The sequence below is a fragment of the Chryseomicrobium sp. FSL W7-1435 genome, assembly GCF_038595005.1.
In the GTDB taxonomy this organism is placed as follows: Bacteria; Bacillota; Bacilli; order Bacillales_A; family Planococcaceae; genus Chryseomicrobium.
On the sequence record NZ_CP151997.1, the window covers coordinates 344672 to 368209 of the forward strand.

Genomic DNA, 23538 nt, shown 5'->3' on the forward strand with positions numbered 1-23538 from the left:
AGTAACTTCTTTTTCACCTTGTACGTCCCCCTGCATTGTCTTCTCTTTTTTTCATCTTACCACTCGAACGATAAACTTTCGCGATTTTCAATACGTGTTCGAGACTCTTTTTTGTCTCATGAAAATCTAGTGTGGCCGCCGGTATCCTGGCGATAATAATATAATTGGCGGGCTGAACATCGTCTTTCAGTTCTAGAAAGGTTTGACGTATGTATCGTTTCACACGGTTTCGTGCGACTGCATTCCCTACTTTTTTGCTAACGGAAAGCCCAATCCGGAAATGTGTCTCTTCACTTGGCATGACATAAACGACGAACTGTCTGTTGGCATACGATTTACCTTTTTTAAAGATTTGCTGAAATTCTTTGTTGTCTTTGATCCGCTGGTGTTTATTCATGGACCTCCGACCTTCCTTAGGTATTTCTTGTATCAAATGCTACTACTTAATAGGTAGAGCGAAGTTTTTTTGTGGTGGAATCGAGTTCCGAACGCCAGAGCTATAATAGATAGCGTTCAAATGGTTGCGAACCTGAATCGAATCGAGTTCCAGGCGTTAGATCGCCTTCCACATCTAGAGTAATCGAGTTCCAGGCGTTAGAAATACATTCAAAAATCGATCGCACCCATAGAGACAGAAAGAGCCTCTATGGGCACGCTCGATTTTCGAAGCATTCCTGGACAAACGCCTTCCACATCTAGAGTAATCGAGTTCCGAACGCCAGAAACACACTGCGGAATCCGTCGCACCCGTAAAGGCTAAAGAGAGCCTTCACGGGCACGCCGGATTTCCTCGGAGTTTCTAGAGTGGCGTTCTCCACATCTAAATCTAGTAAAAAAAAATCCACTGAGGGTTCAGTGGACTTATGCTGATAATACTTTTCTTCCTTTAGCACGGCGTGAAGCTAGTACGCGGCGGCCATTCTTTGTGCTCATACGTGCGCGGAACCCGTGAACTTTGCTGCGTTTACGTTTATTTGGTTGGAATGTACGTTTCATTGTGTAAGACACCTCCTGCTTTGACTATTCTTAAATATCTCCAGACAGTCTTGACTATTATACTTAAATCTGCCCTCGAATGTCAATGCTCGAATTCAATTTTTTCTAGACTTCGCCAGTGAAGTTATCCACAGTCTCGACAAATACTTGCAAAATTCGATGGGAGTATGTAAAATCACCTTTCTAAGTTATCAACATCCCTTATGAACAGTTTTTGCACATATACCGTCCTGTGGACAAGTGTTTGTGTGGGTAAGTGTAGGTTTGTGGATAACTTCAATCAACTCTTGTCAGTACTAGGTAAAAATGATATGCTAAATGTGTTTTACTCTGTACATAAAAAAATCACCGTATTTAGTTATCCACATCTGTTAGTAAAGTGTGGATAATATTTTTCACAGTGTGTGTAAAGTTTTATCCACATGTATTTAATAGTGTGTATAACTATTCTATATTTTTTTTGCCATGTCGAATTTTGCTTGGCATTTTTTATAGTGCCTGTGATGACAGAAATAGAAAGGAGTGTGTACCTCGTTGGATCAACTCGAAGAATTATGGGGCCGGGTTCTCGCCGAGATGGAAAAGCAAGTTTCAAAGCCAAGCTTTGAGACCTGGCTCAAATCGACGAAGCTTTTATCCTATAAACATGACACGTTGACGATTGCAGCACCAAATTCGTTTGCACGTGATTGGCTCGAAAACCACTACGTCCACCAAATTGCTGCCATTCTACATGATCTCACTGGGAAAGAAGCTATGATTTCCTTTATCGTTCCAAAAGATCAAAATCTAGAAGACTATGATATTCCTGCTCCAAAACCAATGATTTCTCAAGACGATCAACCGGACTTTTCACCAGGTATGTTGAACTCGAAATACACCTTTGATACGTTCGTTATTGGATCTGGTAACCGCTTTGCTCATGCTGCTTCACTTGCCGTAGCAGAAGCACCCGCTAAAGCTTACAACCCACTGTTTATCTATGGGGGCGTAGGACTTGGAAAGACTCACTTAATGCATGCTATCGGCCATTATGTTCAAGAACATAACCCTAATGCCAAAGTGGTGTATTTGTCTTCCGAAAAATTCACGAATGAGTTCATTAACTCCATTCGAGACAACAAGACTGTTCATTTCCGTAACAAGTATCGCAATGTAGATGTGCTGCTAATAGATGATATTCAATTCTTGGCTGGAAAAGAATCGACACAAGAAGAATTTTTCCATACCTTCAATGCTTTGCATGAAGAATCCAAACAAATCATCATTTCTAGTGACCGTCCACCAAAAGAAATACCTACACTAGAAGACCGTTTACGCTCTCGCTTTGAATGGGGACTTATCACCGATATTTCTCCTCCAGACTTAGAAACACGTATTGCGATTCTTCGTAAAAAAGCTCGTGCAGACGGACTGGATATCAGCAATGAAGTCATGCAGTACATTGCGAACCAAATTGATTCCAATATTCGTGAGTTAGAAGGCGCATTGATTCGTGTCGTAGCGTATTCGTCCTTGATTAATCGTGATATTAACGTAGATCTTGCTGCTGAAGCGTTAAAAGACATCATGCCTGCTAATCGCTCACGTGTGATTACAATACTGGACATTCAAAAAGTCGTGGGTGAACACTATCACGTCCGTTTAGAAGACTTTTCAGCGAAAAAACGCACGAGGTCCATTGCCTATCCTCGTCAGATTGCCATGTACCTATCACGAGAATTAACCGACTTTTCTTTGCCGAAAATTGGAGAAGAGTTTGGAGGGCGCGACCATACGACCGTCATCCATGCCACTGAAAAGATCTCGTTATTGCTCAAAACAGATGAGACTCTTAAAAGTGAAATCAAACAGATTAAGAGCTTGCTCGGTCGTTCATCTGGATAATGTGGATAACTCTATTTTTTAACTCTAGCTTATAAACATCTTATGCACATGTGGATAACCTTATCCCTCTAAGTGAAAATGCACTTATACACATATTCACAGTGCCTATTACTATTACTGTTATTCTTTTAATAAACTAAATATGTATATAAGGAGCTGATTTCAGCGTGAAATTTGAAGTTATGCGAGATCGCTTACTCGAGGCATTGAATGATGTCATGAAAGCAGTAAGTTCAAAAACAACAGTCGCGATTTTAACAGGAATCAAAATTGAAGCGAAAAAAGAAGGCATCTACTTAACTGGTAGTGACGCTGATATTACAATCCAAACATTTATTCCAGTAGAAGAAGATGGGGAGCAGGTCGTTCAATTAGCACAAACCGGTTCCATTGTTCTTCAAGCACGTTTTTTCAACGAAATTGTTCGTAAGCTGCCAACTAACGACGTCATGATTGAAGTAAACAGCAACTATCAAACCGATGTGCGCTCTGGTAAATCAGAGTTTCATTTAATCGGACAAGATGCTAACAACTATCCATTGCTTCCTCAAATGGAAGAAGATCAATCGTTTACGATGCCAGCAGAGCTTGTAAAATCGATTATCCGTGAAACGGTGTTTGCAGTTTCCACTTCAGAAAGCCGCCCAGTTTTAACAGGGGTTAACTGGCAGATTCGTGATGGAGAGTTAATGTGTGTGGCAACCGACAGTCACCGGTTAGCACGTCGCTCTACTAAACTTGTCAGTGCTCCATCTGAAGAATACAACGCAATCATTCCAGGAAAGAGCCTCAACGAGCTCAATAAAATTCTTGAAGATAATTCAGAGCCAGTCGAGATTGTATTAACAGCTCAACAAATCTTGTTTAAAGCTGGTAATGTATTGTTCTATTCTCGCTTACTGGAAGGGAACTACCCAGATACAAGCCGTTTGATTCCATCTGAGCACAAGACTTTGGTCGTTGTTAATGGCCGTGCTTTGCATCAGGCGATTGACCGTGCTTCACTTTTAGCTCGTGAAGATCGCAACAATGTCGTGCGTTTTACAACGCAAGGACAGACGGCGGTTGAAATTTCATCGAATTCTCCGGAAATCGGAAAGGTAGAGGAGCAAGTGCTTGCCGAGCAGATCGAAGGGGAAGAACTTGTGATTTCATTCAGTGCCAAGTACATGATGGATGCCTTGAAGGCAATAGAAGGACATGACGTACAGATCCAGTTCACTGGTGTGATGCGTCCGTTCATCTTGAAATCTGTGCACGATGATTCTATTTTGCAATTGATCTTGCCAGTACGAACATATTAATCGTTGACTAGTTAAGACAAAAAAGAAAATCAGCATCTTCTCTTGAGTAGGTTTAAGAGAGGGTGCTGATTTTTTGCATTGATGATCCATTCTTACATTGTTTCAGTGATAAACTCTATCGAGTTCCAGGCGTTAGAAATACATTCGAAAATCAATCGCACACATAGAGACATAGAGCGCCTCTATGCGCACGCTTGATTCCCGAAGCATTTCTGGGTGAACGCCTTCCACATCTAACGCCTCCTTTTACTTATCCACAAAAATAGGGTAAAATGGGGGGATAATGACTTTTAGAAAGAGTAGGTATCAAACGATGAATGAGATTCGATTTGATTCAGAATATATTACACTTGGCCAATTGTTGAAAATGACGGGTGTTATCGACTCTGGTGGGATGGCTCGTCCGTTTCTACAGATGAACACGGTATTTGTGAACGGAGAGGCAGAAGACCGCAGAGGAAAGAAGCTTCGGACGGGAGATGTCGTTCTGATTCCTGAACAGGGCAAGTTTAAATTGATCGGGCCTGAGGCATAGAATGCATATTGAGACATTAGCGCTTTCCAATTACCGAAATTATGAAACCGCGTCTGCTGAATTTTCCAAGCATGTGAATGTCTTTCTTGGCGAAAATGCACAAGGGAAGACAAACATCATGGAGGCGATTTATGTCCTTGCGATGGCAAAGTCACATCGCACTTCTAACGACAAAGAATTGATACGTTGGAACGCAGAATATGGTAAAATAAAAGGTGATGTTCATAAAAAATACGGGACTGTCCCTTTTGAGCTGACCATCTCCCAAAAAGGGAAGAAAGCAAAGGTCAACTACTTGGAACAATCCCGTCTTAGCGACTATATCGGTCAAATGAACGTCGTCATGTTTGCACCAGAAGATTTGAATCTTGTAAAAGGTAGCCCACAGGTGAGAAGACGGTTTTTAGATATGGAAATCGGCCAGATATCACCTGTCTATTTGCATGACCTTTTGCAATTTCAGAAAATTTTAAAACAACGTAACCACATACTGAAGCAGAACCAAGGGAATCCTTCGTTCGATGATGTGATGTTTGCGATTTATACAGAACAATATGTAGAAGCAGCGGTTAAAGTCATTGCGAAACGCATGCAATTTATCGCGCTACTGCAGTCTTGGGCAGAACCCATTCATCATGGTATTTCCCGTGGACTTGAAAAATTAAACATCCAGTACCAATGCACCGCAGGAATTGATTTCGAGTCAGCCCGTGAAGAGTGGAAAACACAATTAACGGACAAACTAGAAAAATCAAAACGGCAAGAAATCCAGCGTGGAACGACTCTCTATGGACCACACCGTGATGACTTGCAGTTTTTCGTCAATGATTATGATGTACAGACTTATGGATCGCAAGGCCAGCAGCGTACAACTGCACTGTCTTTAAAACTGGCCGAGATTGAACTGATCCACCAAGAAGTCGGGGAACCACCCATTTTGTTACTTGATGACGTCTTATCCGAATTGGATGACTTTAGACAGACGCATCTTCTCAATACCATTCAAGACAGAGTGCAGACATTCGTCACGACTACGAGCGTAGACGGTCTGACACACGATGTCGTCACACAAGCCAAATTGTTTCATGTGGAACATGGAACGATTCAAGAAAAATCCCATGTGGAATAGATGTGCCAAACAGAAAGAGTAGGTGAGTCATTTGGCAATGGAAGAAAAAGAAATTCAAACCTCTTATGATGCAGACCAGATTCAAGTTTTAGAAGGTCTCGAAGCCGTACGAAAACGTCCAGGAATGTATATCGGTTCAACAAGTTCTAAAGGTCTTCACCATTTAGTGTGGGAAATCGTGGACAACTCGATTGATGAAGCATTAGCTGGATATTGTGATCATATTACCATCACAATCGAAAAAGAGAACTGGATTCGCGTTGAAGATAATGGCCGCGGTATCCCAGTCAGCAATCATGAAAAAATGGGGAAACCTGCTGTTGAAGTCATTATGACTGTTCTTCACGCCGGCGGTAAATTTGGCGGCGGGGGCTATAAAGTATCCGGTGGACTTCATGGAGTAGGAGCTTCTGTTGTAAATGCTCTATCTGAACATGCTGAAGTCATGGTAAAACGTGACGGGAAAATGTATGAGATTAAATTTTCACGTGGAGACGTTGTTCAACCCCTTCAAGTGATTGGGGAGTCAGAGACGACAGGTTCAACGACACGCTTTAAAGCAGACTCTGACATCTTTACAGAAACGACAGTCTACGAATTTGATATTCTAGCAAATCGAGTCCGTGAGCTTGCTTACTTGAACCGTGGTCTTTCGATCACTATCCAAGATGAGCGTGAAGGAGAAGAGCAAAAGAAGACGTTCCACTATGAAGGCGGAATTAAATCATACGTTGAGCATTTGAATGCTAAAAAAGAACCGATTCATGAGTCTATTTTTGTAGAAGCAGAGCGAGAAGGCATTGCGATTGAAATTGCTATGCAATACAACTCTGGTTACAATGCAGCGATTTTCTCATTCGCTAACAACATCAATACGTATGAAGGTGGTACGCATGAGTCAGGCTTCAAGACAGCTTTAACACGTGTCATCAATGACTATGCCCGTAAAAACAACCTTCTAAAAGAATCGGAAACGAACTTAACAGGAGACGACGTGCGAGAAGGCTTAACTGCCATCATTTCCATCAAGCACCCGAATCCTCAATTTGAAGGTCAAACAAAGACTAAACTAGGAAATTCTGAAGTCAGTCAGATTACAAATAGCTTGTTCTCAGAAGGCTTTGAACGCTTTTTACTTGAAAACCCAACTGTTGCACGTCAAGTCATTGAAAAAGGGCTTATGGCTGCTCGTGCGCGTGTCGCTGCGAAAAAAGCACGTGAATTTACACGCCGTAAATCGGCTCTTGAAGTATCAAGTCTTCCAGGTAAATTGGCAGACTGTTCTTCACGTATTCCTGCTGAAAGCGAACTATACATTGTAGAGGGTGACTCTGCGGGTGGTTCGGCAAAATCTGGTCGTGACCGTCACTTCCAAGCGATCCTGCCACTGCGCGGGAAAATCTTGAACGTGGAAAAAGCACGACTTGACCGAATCTTAGGGAATAATGAGATTCGTGCCATGATTACAGCTCTCGGCACAGGTATTGGCGGAGAATTCAACTTAGAAAAAGCACGTTATCATAAAGTCGTCATTATGACGGATGCCGATGTCGATGGTGCCCACATTCGTACACTGCTATTAACGTTCTTCTTCCGCTTTATGCGTCCACTGATTGAAGCGGGCTATGTATACGTTGCGCAGCCGCCACTTTATCAAGTGAAGCAAGGAAAGCATATTGAATATTGTTACAGTGATGCTCAGCTCCGCGCTATTCTCGAGCGTTTGTCAAAACAACCAAAACCAAATGTACAACGGTACAAAGGTCTTGGTGAGATGAATGCCAATCAGCTATGGGAAACGACGATGGATCCTGAATTCCGTACCTTGTTGCAAGTCAACTTGGACGATGCCATTGAAGCAGACTCTGTATTCGAACAATTAATGGGTGACGAAGTGGAACCACGTCGTCAATTCATCGAAGAAAATGCAGTTTACGTGAAAAATTTAGATATTTAATGACAAGTACCACATCTCGTCTGCTCGTTGGGCGGGATGTGTGATTTCGTTTAGGTGAAGAAAGAATGGGAGGTCAACCAGCATGTCGGAAGTACCGAATAAAGGCGTAAAAGGAATTAACATCAGTAATGAGATGCGAACATCATTCCTCGATTATGCCATGAGTGTTATTGTTTCACGTGCGTTACCAGATGTACGGGACGGATTAAAACCGGTTCATCGCCGAATTCTTTATGGAATGCAAGAGCTCGGAAACACACCGGATAAATCATATAAAAAGTCAGCGCGTATCGTCGGTGACGTAATGGGGAAATACCATCCTCACGGCGATTCCTCAATTTACGATGCGATGGTACGTATGGCACAAGATTTCAGTTACCGCTACCTACTTGTAGATGGTCACGGAAACTTTGGTTCAATTGACGGTGATGGAGCAGCGGCGATGCGTTATACAGAATCCCGTATGTCCAAAATCGCAATGGAAATGCTGCGAGACATCAATAAAGACACAATCGATTACAAAGACAATTATGATGGCCAAGAAAGAGAACCTGCTGTGTTACCAAGTCGCTACCCAAACCTTCTTGTAAACGGAGCTTCTGGTATTGCTGTAGGGATGGCAACGAATATTCCCTCTCACAACCTTGGTGAAGTCATTGACGGCGTTCTAGCACTTGCTGAAAACCCGGCAATTACTATTGATGAATTGATGGAGTATATCCCAGGTCCCGATTTCCCAACAGGTGGGATCATCTTAGGCCGAAGTGGGATTCGTCGTGCTTATGAAACAGGACGCGGCTCGATTATCACACGTGCTAAAGTAGAATTCGAAGAAAAAGCGAGTGGCAAACAAGTCATCATCGTAAAAGAAATTCCTTACCAGGTGAACAAGGCACGTCTGATTGAAAAAATCGCCGAACTTGTGCGTGATAAGAAAATCGAAGGCATTACCCATCTGGCGGATGAATCTGACCGTGACGGGATGCGTATTGTCATCGAGCTTCGTAAAGACGTAAACACACATGTGCTATTAAACAACCTATACAAACAAACGCAACTGCAAACGAGCTTTGGGGTCAATATGCTGGCTCTTGTCGACAATCAACCAAAAGTGTTGAACATCAAAGAAGCGCTCTATCATTATTTAGAGCATCAAAAAGTCGTCATTCGTCGTCGTACGCAATTCGATTTAAACAAAGCTAAAGATCGTTCCCACATCTTAGAAGGGCTTCGTATTGCACTAGACCATATCGACGAAATCATCAAGTTGATTCGTTCATCTCAAACAGGAGACGAAGCGAAGCGTGGACTGATGGAGAATTTTGAGCTTTCAGAACGTCAAGCGCAGGCTATCCTAGATATGCGTTTACAACGCTTAACAGGTCTTGAACGCGATAAAATTGAAGATGAATATAACGGACTTCTTGCATTAATCGAAGAACTTACGTTTATTCTAGAAAATGACTACCGCGTCATTGAAATCATTCGAGAAGAACTGATTGAAATTCGCGATAAGTTCTCAGATGCACGCCGCACGGAAATCATGGCGGGTGGAGCAGAAATCATGGAAGACGAAGATCTGATTCCAGAAGAGAACTCAGTGCTTACGTTAACAAACAAAGGCTACATTAAACGACTACCGGTTAATACTTACCGCAGTCAACGTCGTGGTGGCCGAGGCGTTCAAGGAATGGGAACCAACGAAGATGATTTCGTGGAACACCTATTAAATACCTCTACACACGACACCATCTTATTCTTTACGAATAAAGGGAAAGTATACCGGGCACGTGGATTTGAAATTCCGGAATATGGCCGAACGGCAAAAGGCTTACCACTAGTCAATCTTCTAAACGTAGAACGAGATGAGCATGTCACGGCTATGATTCCAATGTCTTCCTTTGAAGAAACGGAATACTTTATCTTTACTACGCGTGAAGGTGTGACCAAACGAACGCCTGTTACCGCATTTGCTAACATTCGAACAAACGGTTTAATTGCCGTCTCCTTGCGTGAAGAAGATGAATTAATGGCGGTTCGCCGAACAAATGGCGAAAAAGACATCATCATCGGAACTCATCAAGGCCGCTCTGTTCGCTTTAAAGAATCAGATATCCGTTCTATGGGACGAACTGCAGCTGGTGTACGAGGCATCAAACTACGTGAGAATGACTATGTAGTGGGTATGGAAATCCTAGAGGACGATCAAGAAGTTCTGGTTGTAACCGAAAATGGTTACGGAAAACGGACGGCTGCCTCTGAATACCGTCTACAATCTCGTGGTGGTTATGGAATCAAGACTTGTCAGATTACCGACAAGAACGGAAACTTAAGTGCACTAAAAACTGTCGATGGAGACGAAGACCTCATGCTGATCACTTTGCAAGGTATGTTAATCCGTATGGCGGTCGAAGACATCTCGACAACAGGACGCGCAACACAGGGCGTTCGTTTAATGCGTTTAAGTGAAATAGAAAAAATTGCTACCGTTGCTAAAGTACAAAAGGGTGAAGACGAAGAGTTAGATGAAGCATTGCTAGACGAAGATCTACCAGGCGATGTCCCATCTAATCTTGAAGCAGCTCCTTCTATAGAAGAAGAATAAACCAATCAATCCATAAAACAGACTTATGCTTTCATAAGTCTGTTTTATTTTTTTAGAAAAACATTGTTGACCTTTGCCAAGATTCTTGGTATGATAAGTAGGTCGCTAAGGCAGCACAGCAATATGAAATAAAGTGTTGACAACAACTTGTAGAGTTGGTATACTTTAAAAGTTGTCTCAAGACGACATATGAACATTGAAAACTGAACATGCAAGACGTCAAGATAGAGCGTCACCGCCCCGACCCCCGTTGGGTGTGCGTGACGCAAACACGAACCAAGTCACTTCCTATAAACGGATATGATGGAAGTTCAAAAATGGACATCATTATCCAAGATGTAGAAGACACTGCCCAGGAATTTTGTGATAAGTCGGGCCGCTCATAAATACTTTTGCATTTCTGAGTGGTTTGACTTATCGCGGGGATTCCTAGTGTCTGACACTCGAAAATGATGCCAGCAACAAAATGAGCTTATATTAAGTTCTCTTTATGGAGAGTTTGATCCTGGCTCAGGACGAACGCTGGCGGCGTGCCTAATACATGCAAGTCGAGCGGATGAAAAGAGGAGCTTGCTCCTCTCGATTCAGCGGCGGACGGGTGAGTAACACGTGGGCAACCTGCCCTGTAGATTGGGATAACTCCGGGAAACCGGGGCTAATACCGAATAATCCATCGGACCTCATGGTCCGATGTTGAAAGACGGTTTCGGCTGTCACTACAGGATGGGCCCGCGGCGCATTAGCTAGTTGGTGAGGTAACGGCTCACCAAGGCCACGATGCGTAGCCGACCTGAGAGGGTGATCGGCCACACTGGGACTGAGACACGGCCCAGACTCCTACGGGAGGCAGCAGTAGGGAATCTTCCACAATGGACGAAAGTCTGATGGAGCAACGCCGCGTGAGTGAAGAAGGTTCTCGGATCGTAAAACTCTGTTGTGAGGGAAGAACAAGTACCGGAGTAACTGTCGGTACCTTGACGGTACCTCATTAGAAAGCCACGGCTAACTACGTGCCAGCAGCCGCGGTAATACGTAGGTGGCAAGCGTTGTCCGGAATCATTGGGCGTAAAGCGCGCGCAGGCGGTCCCTTAAGTCTGATGTGAAAGCCCACGGCTCAACCGTGGAGGGTCATTGGAAACTGGGGGACTTGAGTGCAGAAGAGGAAAGCGGAATTCCAAGTGTAGCGGTGAAATGCGTAGAGATTTGGAGGAACACCAGTGGCGAAGGCGGCTTTCTGGTCTGTAACTGACGCTGAGGCGCGAAAGCGTGGGGAGCAAACAGGATTAGATACCCTGGTAGTCCACGCCGTAAACGATGAGTGCTAAGTGTTAGGGGGTTTCCGCCCCTTAGTGCTGCAGCTAACGCATTAAGCACTCCGCCTGGGGAGTACGGTCGCAAGACTGAAACTCAAAGGAATTGACGGGGGCCCGCACAAGCGGTGGAGCATGTGGTTTAATTCGAAGCAACGCGAAGAACCTTACCAGGTCTTGACATCCCGCCGACCGCCTAGGAGACTAGGCCTTCCCTTCGGGGACGGCGGTGACAGGTGGTGCATGGTTGTCGTCAGCTCGTGTCGTGAGATGTTGGGTTAAGTCCCGCAACGAGCGCAACCCTTGATCTTAGTTGCCAGCATTCAGTTGGGCACTCTAAGGTGACTGCCGGTGACAAACCGGAGGAAGGTGGGGATGACGTCAAATCATCATGCCCCTTATGACCTGGGCTACACACGTGCTACAATGGATGGTACAAAGGGCTGCAAACCCGCGAGGGCAAGCCAATCCCATAAAACCATTCTCAGTTCGGATTGTAGGCTGCAACTCGCCTACATGAAGCTGGAATCGCTAGTAATCGTGGATCAGCATGCCACGGTGAATACGTTCCCGGGCCTTGTACACACCGCCCGTCACACCACGAGAGTTTGTAACACCCGAAGTCGGTGGGGTAACCATTTATGGAGCCAGCCGCCGAAGGTGGGACAGATGATTGGGGTGAAGTCGTAACAAGGTAGCCGTATCGGAAGGTGCGGCTGGATCACCTCCTTTCTAAGGAATATTTCGGAACAGACCCTTGGGTCTGAGACTTGACGTCTTGCAGTTCAGTTTTGAATGTTCATACATTCAGAACCTGTTCTTTGAAAACTGGATAGAACGACATTGATTGTAACAAACACAACGTCAAGCAATTGACGTGTGACCTTAAGTCTCTTCTTTTTTAGAGGAGCACTAACTTAGGTTAAGTTAGGAAGGGCGCACGGTGGATGCCTTGGCACTAGGAGCCTATGAAGGACGGCACTAACACCGATATGCTTCGGGGAGCTGTAAGTGAGCTTTGATCCGGAGATTTCCGAATGGGGAAACCCAGCATGCGTAATGGCATGTTACCTTCCAGTGAATACATAGCTGGTCGGAGGCAGACCCAGGGAACTGAAACATCTAAGTACCTGGAGGAAGAGAAAGAAAAATCGATTCCCTGAGTAGCGGCGAGCGAAACGGGAAGAGCCCAAACCAAGAGGCTTGCCTCTTGGGGTTGTAGGACACTCTATACGGAGTTACAAAGGCGATAGGTAGACGAAGCGGTCTGGAAAGGCCCACGACACGAGGTAAAAGTCCTGTAGTCCAAACCTATTGCCCTCCAGAGTGTATCCTGAGTACGGCGGAACACGTGAAATTCCGTCGGAATCCGGGAGGACCATCTCCCAAGGCTAAATACTCCCTAGTGACCGATAGTGAACCAGTACCGTGAGGGAAAGGTGAAAAGCACCCCGGAAGGGGAGTGAAACAGATCCTGAAACCGTGTGCCTACAAGTAGTTAGAGCCCGTTAATGGGTGATAGCGTGCCTTTTGTAGAATGAACCGGCGAGTTACGATTCCATGCAAGGTTAAGTCGAGGAGACGGAGCCGCAGCGAAAGCGAGTCTGAATAGGGCGAATGAGTATGGGGTCGTAGACCCGAAACCAGGTGATCTACCCATGTCCAGGATGAAGGTGAGGTAACACTCACTGGAGGTCCGAACCCACGCACGTTGAAAAGTGCGGGGATGAGGTGTGGGTAGCGGAGAAATTCCAATCGAACCTGGAGATAGCTGGTTCTCTCCGAAATAGCTTTAGGGCTAGCCTCAGATAAAGAATCTCGGAGGTAGAGCACTGTTTGGACTAGGGGCCCATCCCGGGTTACCGAATTCAGACAAACTCCGAATGCCGATGATTTGTATCTGGGAGTCAGACTGCGAGTGATAAGATCCGTAGTCAAGAGGGAAACAGCCCAGACCACCAGCTAAGGTCCCAAAGTAACCGTTAAGTGGAAAAGGATGTGGCGTTGCTTAGACAACCAGGATGTTGGCTTAGAAGCAGCCATCATTTAAAGAGTGCGTAATAGCTCACTGGTCGAGTGACGCTGCGCCGAAAATGTATCGGGGCTAAACGGTTCACCGAAGCTGTGGATGCATACCTAGGGTATGCGTGGTAGGAGAGCGTTCTAAGGGCGTCGAAGCTTGACCGGAAGGACAGGTGGAGCGCTTAGAAGTGAGAATGCCGGTATGAGTAGCGAAAGATGGGTGAGAATCCCATCCACCGTATGACCAAGGTTTCCTGAGGAAGGCTCGTCCGCTCAGGGTCAGTCGGGACCTAAGTCGAGGCCGATAGGCGTAGACGATGGACAACAGGTTGATATTCCTGTACCACCTCCCCGCCATTTGAGTGATGGGGGGACGCAGTAGGATAGGGAAGCGTGCGGTTGGATGTGCACGTTCAAGCAGTGAGGTGTGATGTGAGGCAAATCCCGCATCTACAACACCAGGCTGTGACGAGGAGGACGTAGTCCGAAGTTTCTGATTTCACGCTGCCAAGAAAAGCCTCTAGCGAGGCGGGAGGTGCCCGTACCGCAAACCGACACAGGTGGTCGAGGAGAGAATCCTAAGGTGAGCGAGTGAACTCTCGTTAAGGAACTCGGCAAAATGACCCCGTAACTTCGGGAGAAGGGGTGCTCTGACAGGGTGAAAGCCCGAGAGAGCCGCAGTGAATAGGCCCAGGCGACTGTTTAGCAAAAACACAGGTCTCTGCAAAACCGTAAGGTGACGTATAGGGGCTGACGCCTGCCCGGTGCTGGAAGGTTAAGAGGAGTGCTTAGCGCAAGCGAAGGTGCGAATTGAAGCCCCAGTAAACGGCGGCCGTAACTATAACGGTCCTAAGGTAGCGAAATTCCTTGTCGGGTAAGTTCCGACCCGCACGAAAGGCGTAACGATCTGGGCACTGTCTCAACGAGAGACTCGGTGAAATTATAGTACCTGTGAAGATGCAGGTTACCCGCGACAGGACGGAAAGACCCCGTGGAGCTTTACTGTAGCCTGATATTGAACTTTGGTGCAACTTGTACAGGATAGGTAGGAGCCTAAGAGCCCGGAGCGCCAGCTTCGGAGGAGGCGTCGGTGGGATACTACCCTGGTTGTATTGAAGTTCTAACCCATGCCCGTTACCCGGGCAGGAGACAGTGTCAGGCGGACAGTTTGACTGGGGCGGTCGCCTCCTAAAGTGTAACGGAGGCGCCCAAAGGTTCCCTCAGAATGGTTGGAAATCATTCGTAGAGTGTAAAGGCATAAGGGAGCTTGACTGCGAGACCTACAAGTCGAGCAGGGTCGAAAGACGGGCTTAGTGATCCGGTGGTTCCGCATGGAAGGGCCATCGCTCAACGGATAAAAGCTACCCCGGGGATAACAGGCTTATCTCCCCCAAGAGTCCACATCGACGGGGAGGTTTGGCACCTCGATGTCGGCTCATCGCATCCTGGGGCTGTAGTCGGTCCCAAGGGTTGGGCTGTTCGCCCATTAAAGCGGTACGCGAGCTGGGTTCAGAACGTCGTGAGACAGTTCGGTCCCTATCCGTCGTGGGCGTAGGAAATTTGAGAGGAGCTGTCCTTAGTACGAGAGGACCGGGATGGACACACCGCTGGTGTACCAGTTGTCTTGCCAAAGGCATCGCTGGGTAGCTATGTGTGGACGGGATAAGTGCTGAAAGCATCTAAGCATGAAGCCCCCCTCAAGATGAGATTTCCCATTACGCAAGTAAGTAAGATCCCTCAAAGACGATGAGGTAGATAGGTTCGGGGTGGAAGCACAGCGATGTGTGGAGCTGACGAATACTAATCGATCGAGGACTTAACCAAAAAAATCAATGGAGTTCTATCCAGTTTTGAGCGAACAGGCTCAAGGTCTAGTGATGATGGCGAAGAGGTCACACCCGTTCCCATACCGAACACGGAAGTTAAGCTCTTCAGCGCCGATGGTAGTTGGGGGTCTCCCCCTGTGAGAGTAGGACGTCGCTGGGCACACAAGAAGGTCATCCCGTCAGGGGTGGCTTTTTTTGTTGTCTTGAACTTTCTAGTGAAGTCCCGTGAGGGGCAATTAAGTTTCCATAATAGCAGCATCGTGTGAAACGCGGAAGATAGAGGTCGAAACTCCCGACACAATCGCCGAAACTCTTCAATTAGTCATCGAAACGCTACCGCAGCACTCTCTGTGAGTACTGACAATCACAAAGCCCTTCCTAGTAAGACCTTGAGTATCAAAGGGCTCTTTCTAGAAAGGGCTTGGGCGTCTGAGGGGTTGATTAGTTTCCCATAATCGACTAGTGGACAATGGAAGTCGGTTAGTGGCCACTAAAATGAAGTTGGAGAATTTGATGATAGACAAGACAACATAGTTGAATTCTCTCGCCATTCTCCGATAAAGTTAAACTAGATTGAAAGGAGCGAACACTCTCATGACAACTGTATTTGATTTCAAAGTAAAAGCAACCACTGGCGATGAAGTAACACTCGATGCCTATAAAGGCAAAGTGCTTGTCGTCGTCAATACGGCAAGCAAGTGTGGCTTCACTCCCCAGTTTGAAGAACTTCAAAAACTATATGAAAAATACCAAGAGCAAGGATTCGAAGTGCTCGGCTTTCCAAGTGATCAATTCAACAATCAAGAATTTGAGAACATTGATGAGACGATGAATTTCTGTCAGCGTAACTACGGCGTGTCATTCCCGATGTTTGCAAAAGTCGATGTAAAGGGTGACCAAGCGGATCCATTGTTCCAGCATCTTGTTTCTGAGAAGAAGGGCCTTCTGTCAGAAGGAATCAAATGGAACTTTACAAAGTTCTTAGTAGACCGTGAAGGCAATGTAGTGAAACGATATGCGCCACAAACAAGTCCTGCGAAAATTGAAGAAGACTTACTTGGTTATTTATAAGAACGGAGAAATCCGTTCTTTTTTTGTGAAAAATCGGAATACATGTTTAATTTGTTGCTACCTTGACACCTTTTAGCCACGCTGATAACCTTAACACTAATATTCAAAACCAAGAGGAGGAAGACGGAAAATGTGGGAATCAAAATTCCAGCGTGAAGGATTAACATTTGATGACGTATTGCTTGTTCCAGCGAAATCAGAGGTATTGCCCAAGGATGTCGACTTATCAGTTCAATTGACAGAGAAGATCAAAGTAAATATTCCGATCTTAAGTGCAGGAATGGATACAGTGACTGAAGCAAAAATGGCAATTGCCATGGCACGCCAAGGTGGTCTTGGGATTATTCATAAAAACATGAGCATTGACGAGCAAGCCGAGCAAGTTGAGACAGTTAAGCGTTCTGAAAATGGCGTTATCACAGATCCGTTTTTCCTAACACCGACTCACCAGGTTTATGATGCAGAACATTTGATGGGCAAGTATCGTATTTCAGGCGTGCCGATTGTGAACAATAAAGAAGAACAAAAACTAGTTGGGATTATTACAAATCGTGACCTTCGTTTCATTCAAGACTATTCATTAAAAATTGATGATGTGATGACGAAAGAAAACCTAGTCACAGCTCCGGTGGGAACAACACTAGAAGAAGCTGAAAAAGTATTGCAAACGTACAAGATTGAAAAACTTCCAATCGTAGATGAAGCTGGAATTCTAAAAGGCCTTATCACGATTAAAGATATTGAAAAAGTCATTGAGTTTCCGAATGCTGCTAAAGACGCACATGGTCGATTACTTGTCGGTGCTGCAGTAGGAGTGACAAAAGATACGCTGATGCGTGTTGAGAAGCTCGTGAAGGCACATGTTGATGTCATTACAATCGATACAGCACACGGACATTCTCAGGGCGTTATTGAGACGGTGAAAGAGATTCGTGCAGCTTATCCAGAGCTTGCTATCATTGCCGGGAATGTGGCGACGGCAGAAGCAACTCGTGAGTTGATTGTAGCTGGGGCAGATATTATCAAAGTCGGTATCGGACCTGGTTCAATTTGTACTACGCGTGTAGTGGCAGGCGTTGGGGTTCCTCAGATTTCAGCTGTATATGATTGTGCAACTGAAGCTCGTAAGCACGGCAAAGCGATTATCGCAGATGGAGGAATCAAGTACTCTGGTGATATCGTGAAGGCACTAGCTGCTGGAGGCCATGTAGTAATGTTGGGCAGCATGCTTGCTGGAACAACAGAGAGCCCAGGTGAGACTGAAATCTTCCAAGGTCGTCGTTTTAAAGTATACCGAGGAATGGGTTCAATTGGAGCTATGGAACGTGGCTCGAAAGATCGTTACTTCCAAGAAGATGCCAAGAAGCTTGTTCCGGAAGGTATTGAAGGACGTCTTCCTTATAAAGGCCCACTTGCGGATACGATTCACCAATTAACGGGTGGTATTCGTTCAGGTATGGGTTACTGTGGTGCACACAATCTTGAAAAATTACGCAATGAAGCCCAATTTATAAAAATGACAGGCGCAGGTCTTCGTGAAAGTCATCCACATGATGTGCAAATCACGAAAGAAGCACCAAACTATTCTATTTCCTAATAACTAGTTGCTATCAGGAACATTCACACACCTTATGCCGTCCTATGTAGGCATTAGGTGTTTTTTTTAATGAAAATGCATTTTTTTGTAGAGCCTTGTGATAAAATGAGCAAGGAAAAATAGGCTTTGGAGGGTAAAAACGTTGAAAAAATGGATGGCACAATGGGTCCTTATTCCGATGCTTTTGATTTCAGGAATTGTAGGTATCCCACAAGCAGCACAAGCGGAGACAGATCCGCTCAATTTAACAGTAGATGCTGCAATAATGATTGACGCAGAGACCGGGAAAATTTTATATAGCAAAAATGCAGAGCAGCCGTTAGCGATTGCCAGCATGACAAAAATGATGACAGAATATCTGTTATTTGAAGCTATTGAAGAAGGGCGTATTACGTGGGACCAACAGTATTCTGTAACGGACTATACATACCAACTTTCTCAAAATCGCGCACTTAGTAATGTGCCACTTCGTCAAGATGGCACGTATTCCATTCGTGAATTGTATGAAGCTATGGCGATTTATTCAGCAAATGCTGCTACTGTAGCAATTGCCGAAACTATTGCCGGAACAGAAGATAATTTTGTGAATTTGATGAATGAAAAAGCAGCAGAGCTTGGCTTGGAAGGCTATACTTTCGTCAACTCTTCGGGTCTTAACAATGAAGACTTAATGGGCATGCACCCAGCTTCAACAGGAGCAAATGACGAGAACGTGATGCCGGCAGAGTCGGTAGCCACACTTGCTTTTGCCCTACTTCGAGACTATCCAGAAGTTTTGGAAGTGGCAAGCATTCCACGTAAAACATTCCGTGAAGGCACAGATGATGCAACCGATATGCCGAACTGGAACTTCATGTTGCCAGGCTTGGTCTATGAGTATGAAGGAATCGATGGCCTGAAGACAGGAACGACGGAGCTTGCGGGACATTCATTTGCAGGAACAGCTAAACGTGGAGATATGCGCTTAATTACTGTTGTAATGAAAGCTGTTGATTCACAAGGAGTAGGCTCTTACAAAGCTCGTTTTGATGCAACTCGTGCCTTATTGGATTATGGGTTTGCTCAATTCACGAAACAAGAAATCGTGACAGCGGGTCAAACAATTGAAGGTGCTGAAACTGTAGCAGTTGATAAAGGAAAAGAAGACACTGTAGGTATTGCACTTAATGAGAGCATCTCTATGGTGATTAAAGCCAATGAAAAAGATTTGTATAAACCCGTCTTTACACCGACAGAAGAAGTTCTTGAAGCCGATGTAGAGAATGGTCAAGTCGTTGGGAAAGTAAAGCTTGAGAAAACAGAAGGGGAGGATCTTGGCTATATTCTCGATCAAACAGCGGGTGTCGATATGGTAACGACTTCAGCAGTTGAACGAGCAAGCCGAGTTTCTCTTGTATTCCAAGGAATAGGTGCTTTCTTTGCTGGACTTTGGGGCAACGTAACTGATTTTGTGGGTGGCCTCTTTTAAATGAAAAATACAGACTCCATTTGGGGTCTGTATTTTTTTATGCATGATACTGGGAAAGCTGCTGAAATAACTCTTGAAGAGCAGCCTCCATTTGCTCATCTGGGATTCCTCCGAACCCAAGCAAAAGTTTAGAAGAATATGCTTTTCGATCAATTCGGTAATGGTCGAGTGCTGAGATACGGATCCCTTTTTCTGCAAGAATCGTCCGAAGCTGTTCACCCGTATAAGATGTCTTGCAATCAATAATGACATGCATCCCCGCCTGGTCTCCTGAAATATGCAACCACTCTCGATGTTGTTCTCCAACTTTGTGCAATAAATCTAGTTTTCGTTTATATAATTTTCGCATACGATTCACATGTTTTTCAAAATAGCCAAGTGCCATGAACTGGGTTAATGTTGCTTGGTCAAATCGCGGTACAGTCGCTGCATAATGACCAAATCTGGCGCGGTACATTTCCAACAGATGAAGTGGAACGACCGTGTAAGCGATGCGCAGGGATGGCATCAGTGATTTGGAGAAGGTACTCAAATAGATGACACGGTCCTGCGTATCAAAACCTTGAAGAGCAGGGATAGGCATCCCAACGTACCTGAATTCACTATCATAATCATCCTCAATAATATAGCCACCCGTTTCACTTGCCCATTTTAGTAATTGGTTACGTCGGGAAGCAGAAAGTATGGCGCCGGTTGGAAATTGGTGAGCAGGTGTAATATAGGCAGCTGTCGCAGCTGTTTCCCATAAAAGAGAGACTTGCATCCCTTCCTCATCTACGGCTACTGGAACAGCTCGGTAGGCACTGTTTTGTGAAAAATGATGTGTCAGTGAATAGCCAGGATCTTCAATCGCCAGGACCCCTTCATCTCCTAATAAGCGCAACAGGAACGGCAGTAGTTGCTCAGTACCTGAACCAATGATCACTTGCTCTGGCGTACAGCGCACACCGCGTGATTGATATAAATAACTGGCGATTTGTTGCCGTAACGTGAGATCTCCTTGTGGGTGGCCTAGGTGAAGCAGCTCGCGGTTGCGATCGGTCAGCACATCACGCGCGCACTTTCGCCATTGATCGAGTGGGAAATGGGACAAATCAATCTTTCCTGGATGAAAGTCATAACGGTAGCTAGGCGCAGTGATTTCCTGCTGCGTATTTTGTGCTATAGGTTCGCTGCGAATCAGCTCCGTACTGTTTTGAACAAAATAGCCTTTTCGCGGCAAAGCGAGTACATAGCCTTCGTCGACCAGTTGGTGGTAAGTCGTTTCAATGGTGGTTTGGCTGATCGAGAGGTAGTCGGCTAGCTGTCGTTTCGAAGGTAATTTTTCACCTTCTGCTAATTGTCCTGTTAAAATAGCTTCTCGAAATGCACGATAAAGTCTTTCATATAAAGGCATAGAGGAGTCTGTAGAAAGATGAGGTAAAAAGAATTCCATAGGCAGCCCCTTTCTTATTTGTAGGCAGTGCTTTCATTATACGAGAAATTGCAGAAAGATTTCGACTATCTATCTTGAAAGTGAAAAACTTCTAAAAAAGGGGGGAGGGGGTGTGAAGTGATTTCAAACAACAAGTCTCATGGTGCTATGTAAGCCTGTTGAAAAGTCGAAGTGCCTTCTTTAGGAGATTTTTGTAGCGACTTTCCATTCTATTACCTCATTTTCGTAAATTTGTACCATTTCTCCTAGAGCCGGACCACACGAACCGTACGCAAGGAGATGCCCGTTGCATAATTCTTTTAAATCGGGTAAACTAAATCTAATTTCATGTGCGAAAAACGATGATCGGAAGCAGTAACAAGCCCGTTTTTTCAAGAGAGTCAGCGGTTGGTGAGAGCTGATAAAAACACTTGTGAATCCATCCTGAGAGTTGTCTCCGGTATAACGGAGACCGGTCAAGAGGCCGTTATGAGACAAGTGGTGTTCGTATGGACACAACCAGGGTGGTAACGCGGGTAGCTCTCGTCCCTTTTTTAGGGATGGGGGCTTTTTGTGTGCAAAAAATCGTTGGCAGCCAATCAAGAGGAGGAAATTCTATGTTAGATGTACGCTATGTACGTGATAATTTTGAAGCAGTAAAAGCTAAACTTGCCAAGCGCGGGGAAGATATTTCAGAGTTTGACCAGTTTGAAATACTGGATCAAAAACGTCGAGAACTAATTGCCAAAACAGAAGAATTAAAATCTGAGCGCAACAAAGTCTCTGAGCAAATTTCTACGATGAAACGCAACAAAGAAAATGCAGATGAGCCAATTGCTCGTATGCGCCAAGTGGGCGATGAAATCAAGGCGTTAGACGAAGAACTTCGCACTGTCGAAGAAAAGTTTAATTACATGATGTTGCGTATTCCAAACATTCCACACGACAGCGTGCCAATCGGGGACACGGAAGAGGACAACGTGACTCACCGCACATGGGGAGACACACCTACATTTGATTATGAGCCAAAAGCACATTGGGACATCGTGACGGATTTGAAAATTGTAGATTTTGAACGCGCAGCAAAAGTAACAGGAAGCCGTTTTGCTTTTTACCGTGGTCTTGGAGCACGTCTTGAGCGCGCCTTGTTGAACTTCATGATGGACCTTCATTCGGAAGAACATGGCTACGAAGAAATGATTCCACCGTATATGGCCAACCGTGAAAGTTTGACGGGAACAGGCCAATTGCCAAAGTTCGAAGAAGATGCTTTCTTGATTCAAGAAGAAGACTACTTCTTAATTCCGACAGCAGAAGTACCTGTCACAAACTTCTACCGTGATGAAATTTTAGAGGCCGAGATGTTGCCTCAAGCCTTCACAGCTTACAGCGCTTGTTTCCGCTCTGAAGCAGGTTCTGCGGGTCGTGACACACGCGGCTTAATCCGCCAGCACCAGTTCAATAAAGTAGAGCTTGTGCGTTTTGTAAAACCAGAAGAATCTTACGAGCAGTTGGAATTACTGACGGGTCACGCTGAGAAAGTGCTTCAGCTCTTAGGGCTTCCTTATCGTGTGCTCTTGATGTGTACAGCAGATCTTGGATTCACAGCAGCGAAGAAGTATGACATTGAAGTGTGGTTACCTAGCTACAATGACTACAAGGAAATCTCTTCTTGCAGTAATTTTGAAGATTTCCAAGCACGCCGCGCAGGTATTCGCTTCCGTCGTGAAGCAGGTGCAAAGCCTGAATACGTTCACACATTGAACGGAAGTGGGCTAGCAATCGGCCGCACGGTTGCAGCGATTCTAGAAAATTATCAGCAAGCCGATGGATCTGTCGTGATTCCTGAAGTATTGCGTCCATACATGGGTGGCAAAGACGTTATCCGTTAATTGAAAAAGCAGCTGAATCCTTTAATTACTGGATTCTAGCTGCTTTCTTTTGTTCTTTTTCTTCTGTTCGCGTAAGTTTCGGAAGAACGAGGTGAGGATTTCGCCACACGCTTCGGCTTGTACGCCTTCTACGACTTCACACGTATGGTTGAAGCGATCGTCGTTTAACAGCGTGTAGAGGGAATGCACGCATCCCGCTTTTGCATCTCGTGCTCCGTAAACGACACGAGGTATGCGTGATTGCAAGATGGCCCCTGCACACATTGGGCAGGGTTCCAGTGTGACGTATAAAGTGGTGTCTTCTAAGCGCCAACTGCCAAGTTGCCTGCACCCTTCTTCAATAACCAAGAGTTCGGCATGTGTAAGGGCGTTTTGAGTAGTTTCACGCAGGTTAGAGGCACGAGCAATAATGGCTCCATTATGAACAAGTACGGCCCCAATCGGGACTTCGCCTGCTGCACCAGCCTTCTGAGCTTCTAGAAGTGCTTCTCTCATAAACAAGTCGTGCATAAGACCTTCCTCCTT

The 23538-nt window shown here is 45.2% G+C and carries 14 protein-coding genes, 3 rRNA genes and 1 other annotated feature; of the genes, 13 read left to right on the top strand and 4 right to left on the bottom strand.

What is annotated here, in order from left to right; genetic code table 11:
* Nucleotides 1-13 precede the first annotated feature (13 nt).
* The gene (gene rnpA / locus MKY84_RS01960; protein ID WP_342527415.1) at nt 14-397 is read right to left on the bottom strand and encodes a ribonuclease P protein component; all 384 of its coding nucleotides are present in this window, start codon (nt 395-397) and stop codon (nt 14-16) included.
* 464 nt (nt 398-861) lie between these two features.
* Complete coding sequence (gene rpmH, locus MKY84_RS01965; protein WP_094941861.1) at nt 862-996, bottom strand: 50S ribosomal protein L34; 135 nt, start codon at nt 994-996, stop codon at nt 862-864.
* Between the two features lie 534 nt (nt 997-1530).
* Here rpmH and dnaA point away from each other — a divergent pair.
* The 12 genes from dnaA (at nt 1531) to MKY84_RS02025 (ending at nt 19707) form a co-directional block, all read left to right on the top strand.
* Nucleotides 1531-2883, top strand: coding sequence for a chromosomal replication initiator protein DnaA (gene dnaA / locus MKY84_RS01970; protein WP_342527418.1), 1353 nt, complete (start codon nt 1531-1533; stop codon nt 2881-2883).
* A 167-nt stretch (nt 2884-3050) separates the two neighbouring features.
* Nucleotides 3051-4187 carry a DNA polymerase III subunit beta gene (gene dnaN / locus MKY84_RS01975; protein WP_342527419.1) on the top strand — a complete coding sequence of 379 codons (1137 nt, stop codon included), beginning with the start codon at nt 3051-3053 and terminating at the stop codon, nt 4185-4187.
* A 313-nt stretch (nt 4188-4500) separates the two neighbouring features.
* Nucleotides 4501-4722 (top strand): S4 domain-containing protein YaaA, encoded by a 222-nt coding sequence (yaaA, locus tag MKY84_RS01980; protein WP_342527420.1) that lies wholly within the window; start codon nt 4501-4503, stop codon nt 4720-4722.
* A 1-nt stretch (nt 4723) separates the two neighbouring features.
* The gene (gene recF, locus MKY84_RS01985; protein WP_342527422.1) at nt 4724-5851 is read left to right on the top strand and encodes a DNA replication/repair protein RecF; all 1128 of its coding nucleotides are present in this window, start codon (nt 4724-4726) and stop codon (nt 5849-5851) included.
* A gap of 37 nt (nt 5852-5888) precedes the next feature.
* Entirely contained in the window at nt 5889-7808 is a 1920-nt protein-coding gene (gene gyrB, locus MKY84_RS01990; protein WP_342528839.1) for a DNA topoisomerase (ATP-hydrolyzing) subunit B, read from the top strand.
* A gap of 82 nt (nt 7809-7890) precedes the next feature.
* A complete protein-coding gene (gene gyrA, locus MKY84_RS01995; RefSeq protein WP_342527423.1) occupies nt 7891-10413 on the top strand; it encodes a DNA gyrase subunit A in 2523 nt (840 codons plus the stop codon).
* Nucleotides 10414-10900: 487 nt separating this feature from the next.
* A 16S ribosomal RNA gene (locus MKY84_RS02000) occupies nt 10901-12455 on the top strand.
* Nucleotides 12456-12643: 188 nt separating this feature from the next.
* Nucleotides 12644-15569, top strand: a 23S ribosomal RNA gene (locus MKY84_RS02005).
* Nucleotides 15570-15615: 46 nt separating this feature from the next.
* Nucleotides 15616-15731 (top strand): 5S ribosomal RNA (gene rrf, locus MKY84_RS02010).
* The 16S, 23S and 5S rRNA genes sit together here, the layout of an rRNA operon.
* 434 nt (nt 15732-16165) lie before the next feature.
* On the top strand, nt 16166-16642 hold the full coding sequence (locus tag MKY84_RS02015; RefSeq protein WP_342527425.1) for a glutathione peroxidase: 477 nt from the start codon (nt 16166-16168) through the stop codon (nt 16640-16642).
* Nucleotides 16643-16772: 130 nt separating this feature from the next.
* Nucleotides 16773-18239: an IMP dehydrogenase gene (guaB, locus tag MKY84_RS02020; RefSeq protein ID WP_342527426.1), complete on the top strand. Its 1467-nt coding sequence runs from the start codon at nt 16773-16775 to the stop codon at nt 18237-18239.
* Nucleotides 18240-18393: 154 nt separating this feature from the next.
* Entirely contained in the window at nt 18394-19707 is a 1314-nt protein-coding gene (locus tag MKY84_RS02025; protein WP_342528840.1) for a serine hydrolase, read from the top strand.
* 37 nt (nt 19708-19744) lie between these two features.
* Here the strand turns inward: MKY84_RS02025 and MKY84_RS02030 are convergent, their stop codons facing one another.
* Nucleotides 19745-21142, bottom strand: a complete 1398-nt coding sequence (locus MKY84_RS02030; protein WP_342527428.1) for a PLP-dependent aminotransferase family protein — start codon at nt 21140-21142, stop codon at nt 19745-19747.
* A 332-nt stretch (nt 21143-21474) separates the two neighbouring features.
* Nucleotides 21475-21675: a binding site (T-box leader), on the top strand.
* Nucleotides 21676-21738: 63 nt separating this feature from the next.
* On the opposite strand from MKY84_RS02030, the gene serS reads away from it, so the two are divergent.
* Nucleotides 21739-23013 (top strand): serine--tRNA ligase, encoded by a 1275-nt coding sequence (serS, locus tag MKY84_RS02035; protein ID WP_342527429.1) that lies wholly within the window; start codon nt 21739-21741, stop codon nt 23011-23013.
* 21 nt (nt 23014-23034) lie between these two features.
* Here the strand turns inward: serS and tadA are convergent, their stop codons facing one another.
* Entirely contained in the window at nt 23035-23523 is a 489-nt protein-coding gene (gene tadA, locus MKY84_RS02040) for a tRNA adenosine(34) deaminase TadA (protein ID WP_342527431.1), read from the bottom strand.
* Nucleotides 23524-23538 lie beyond the last annotated feature (15 nt).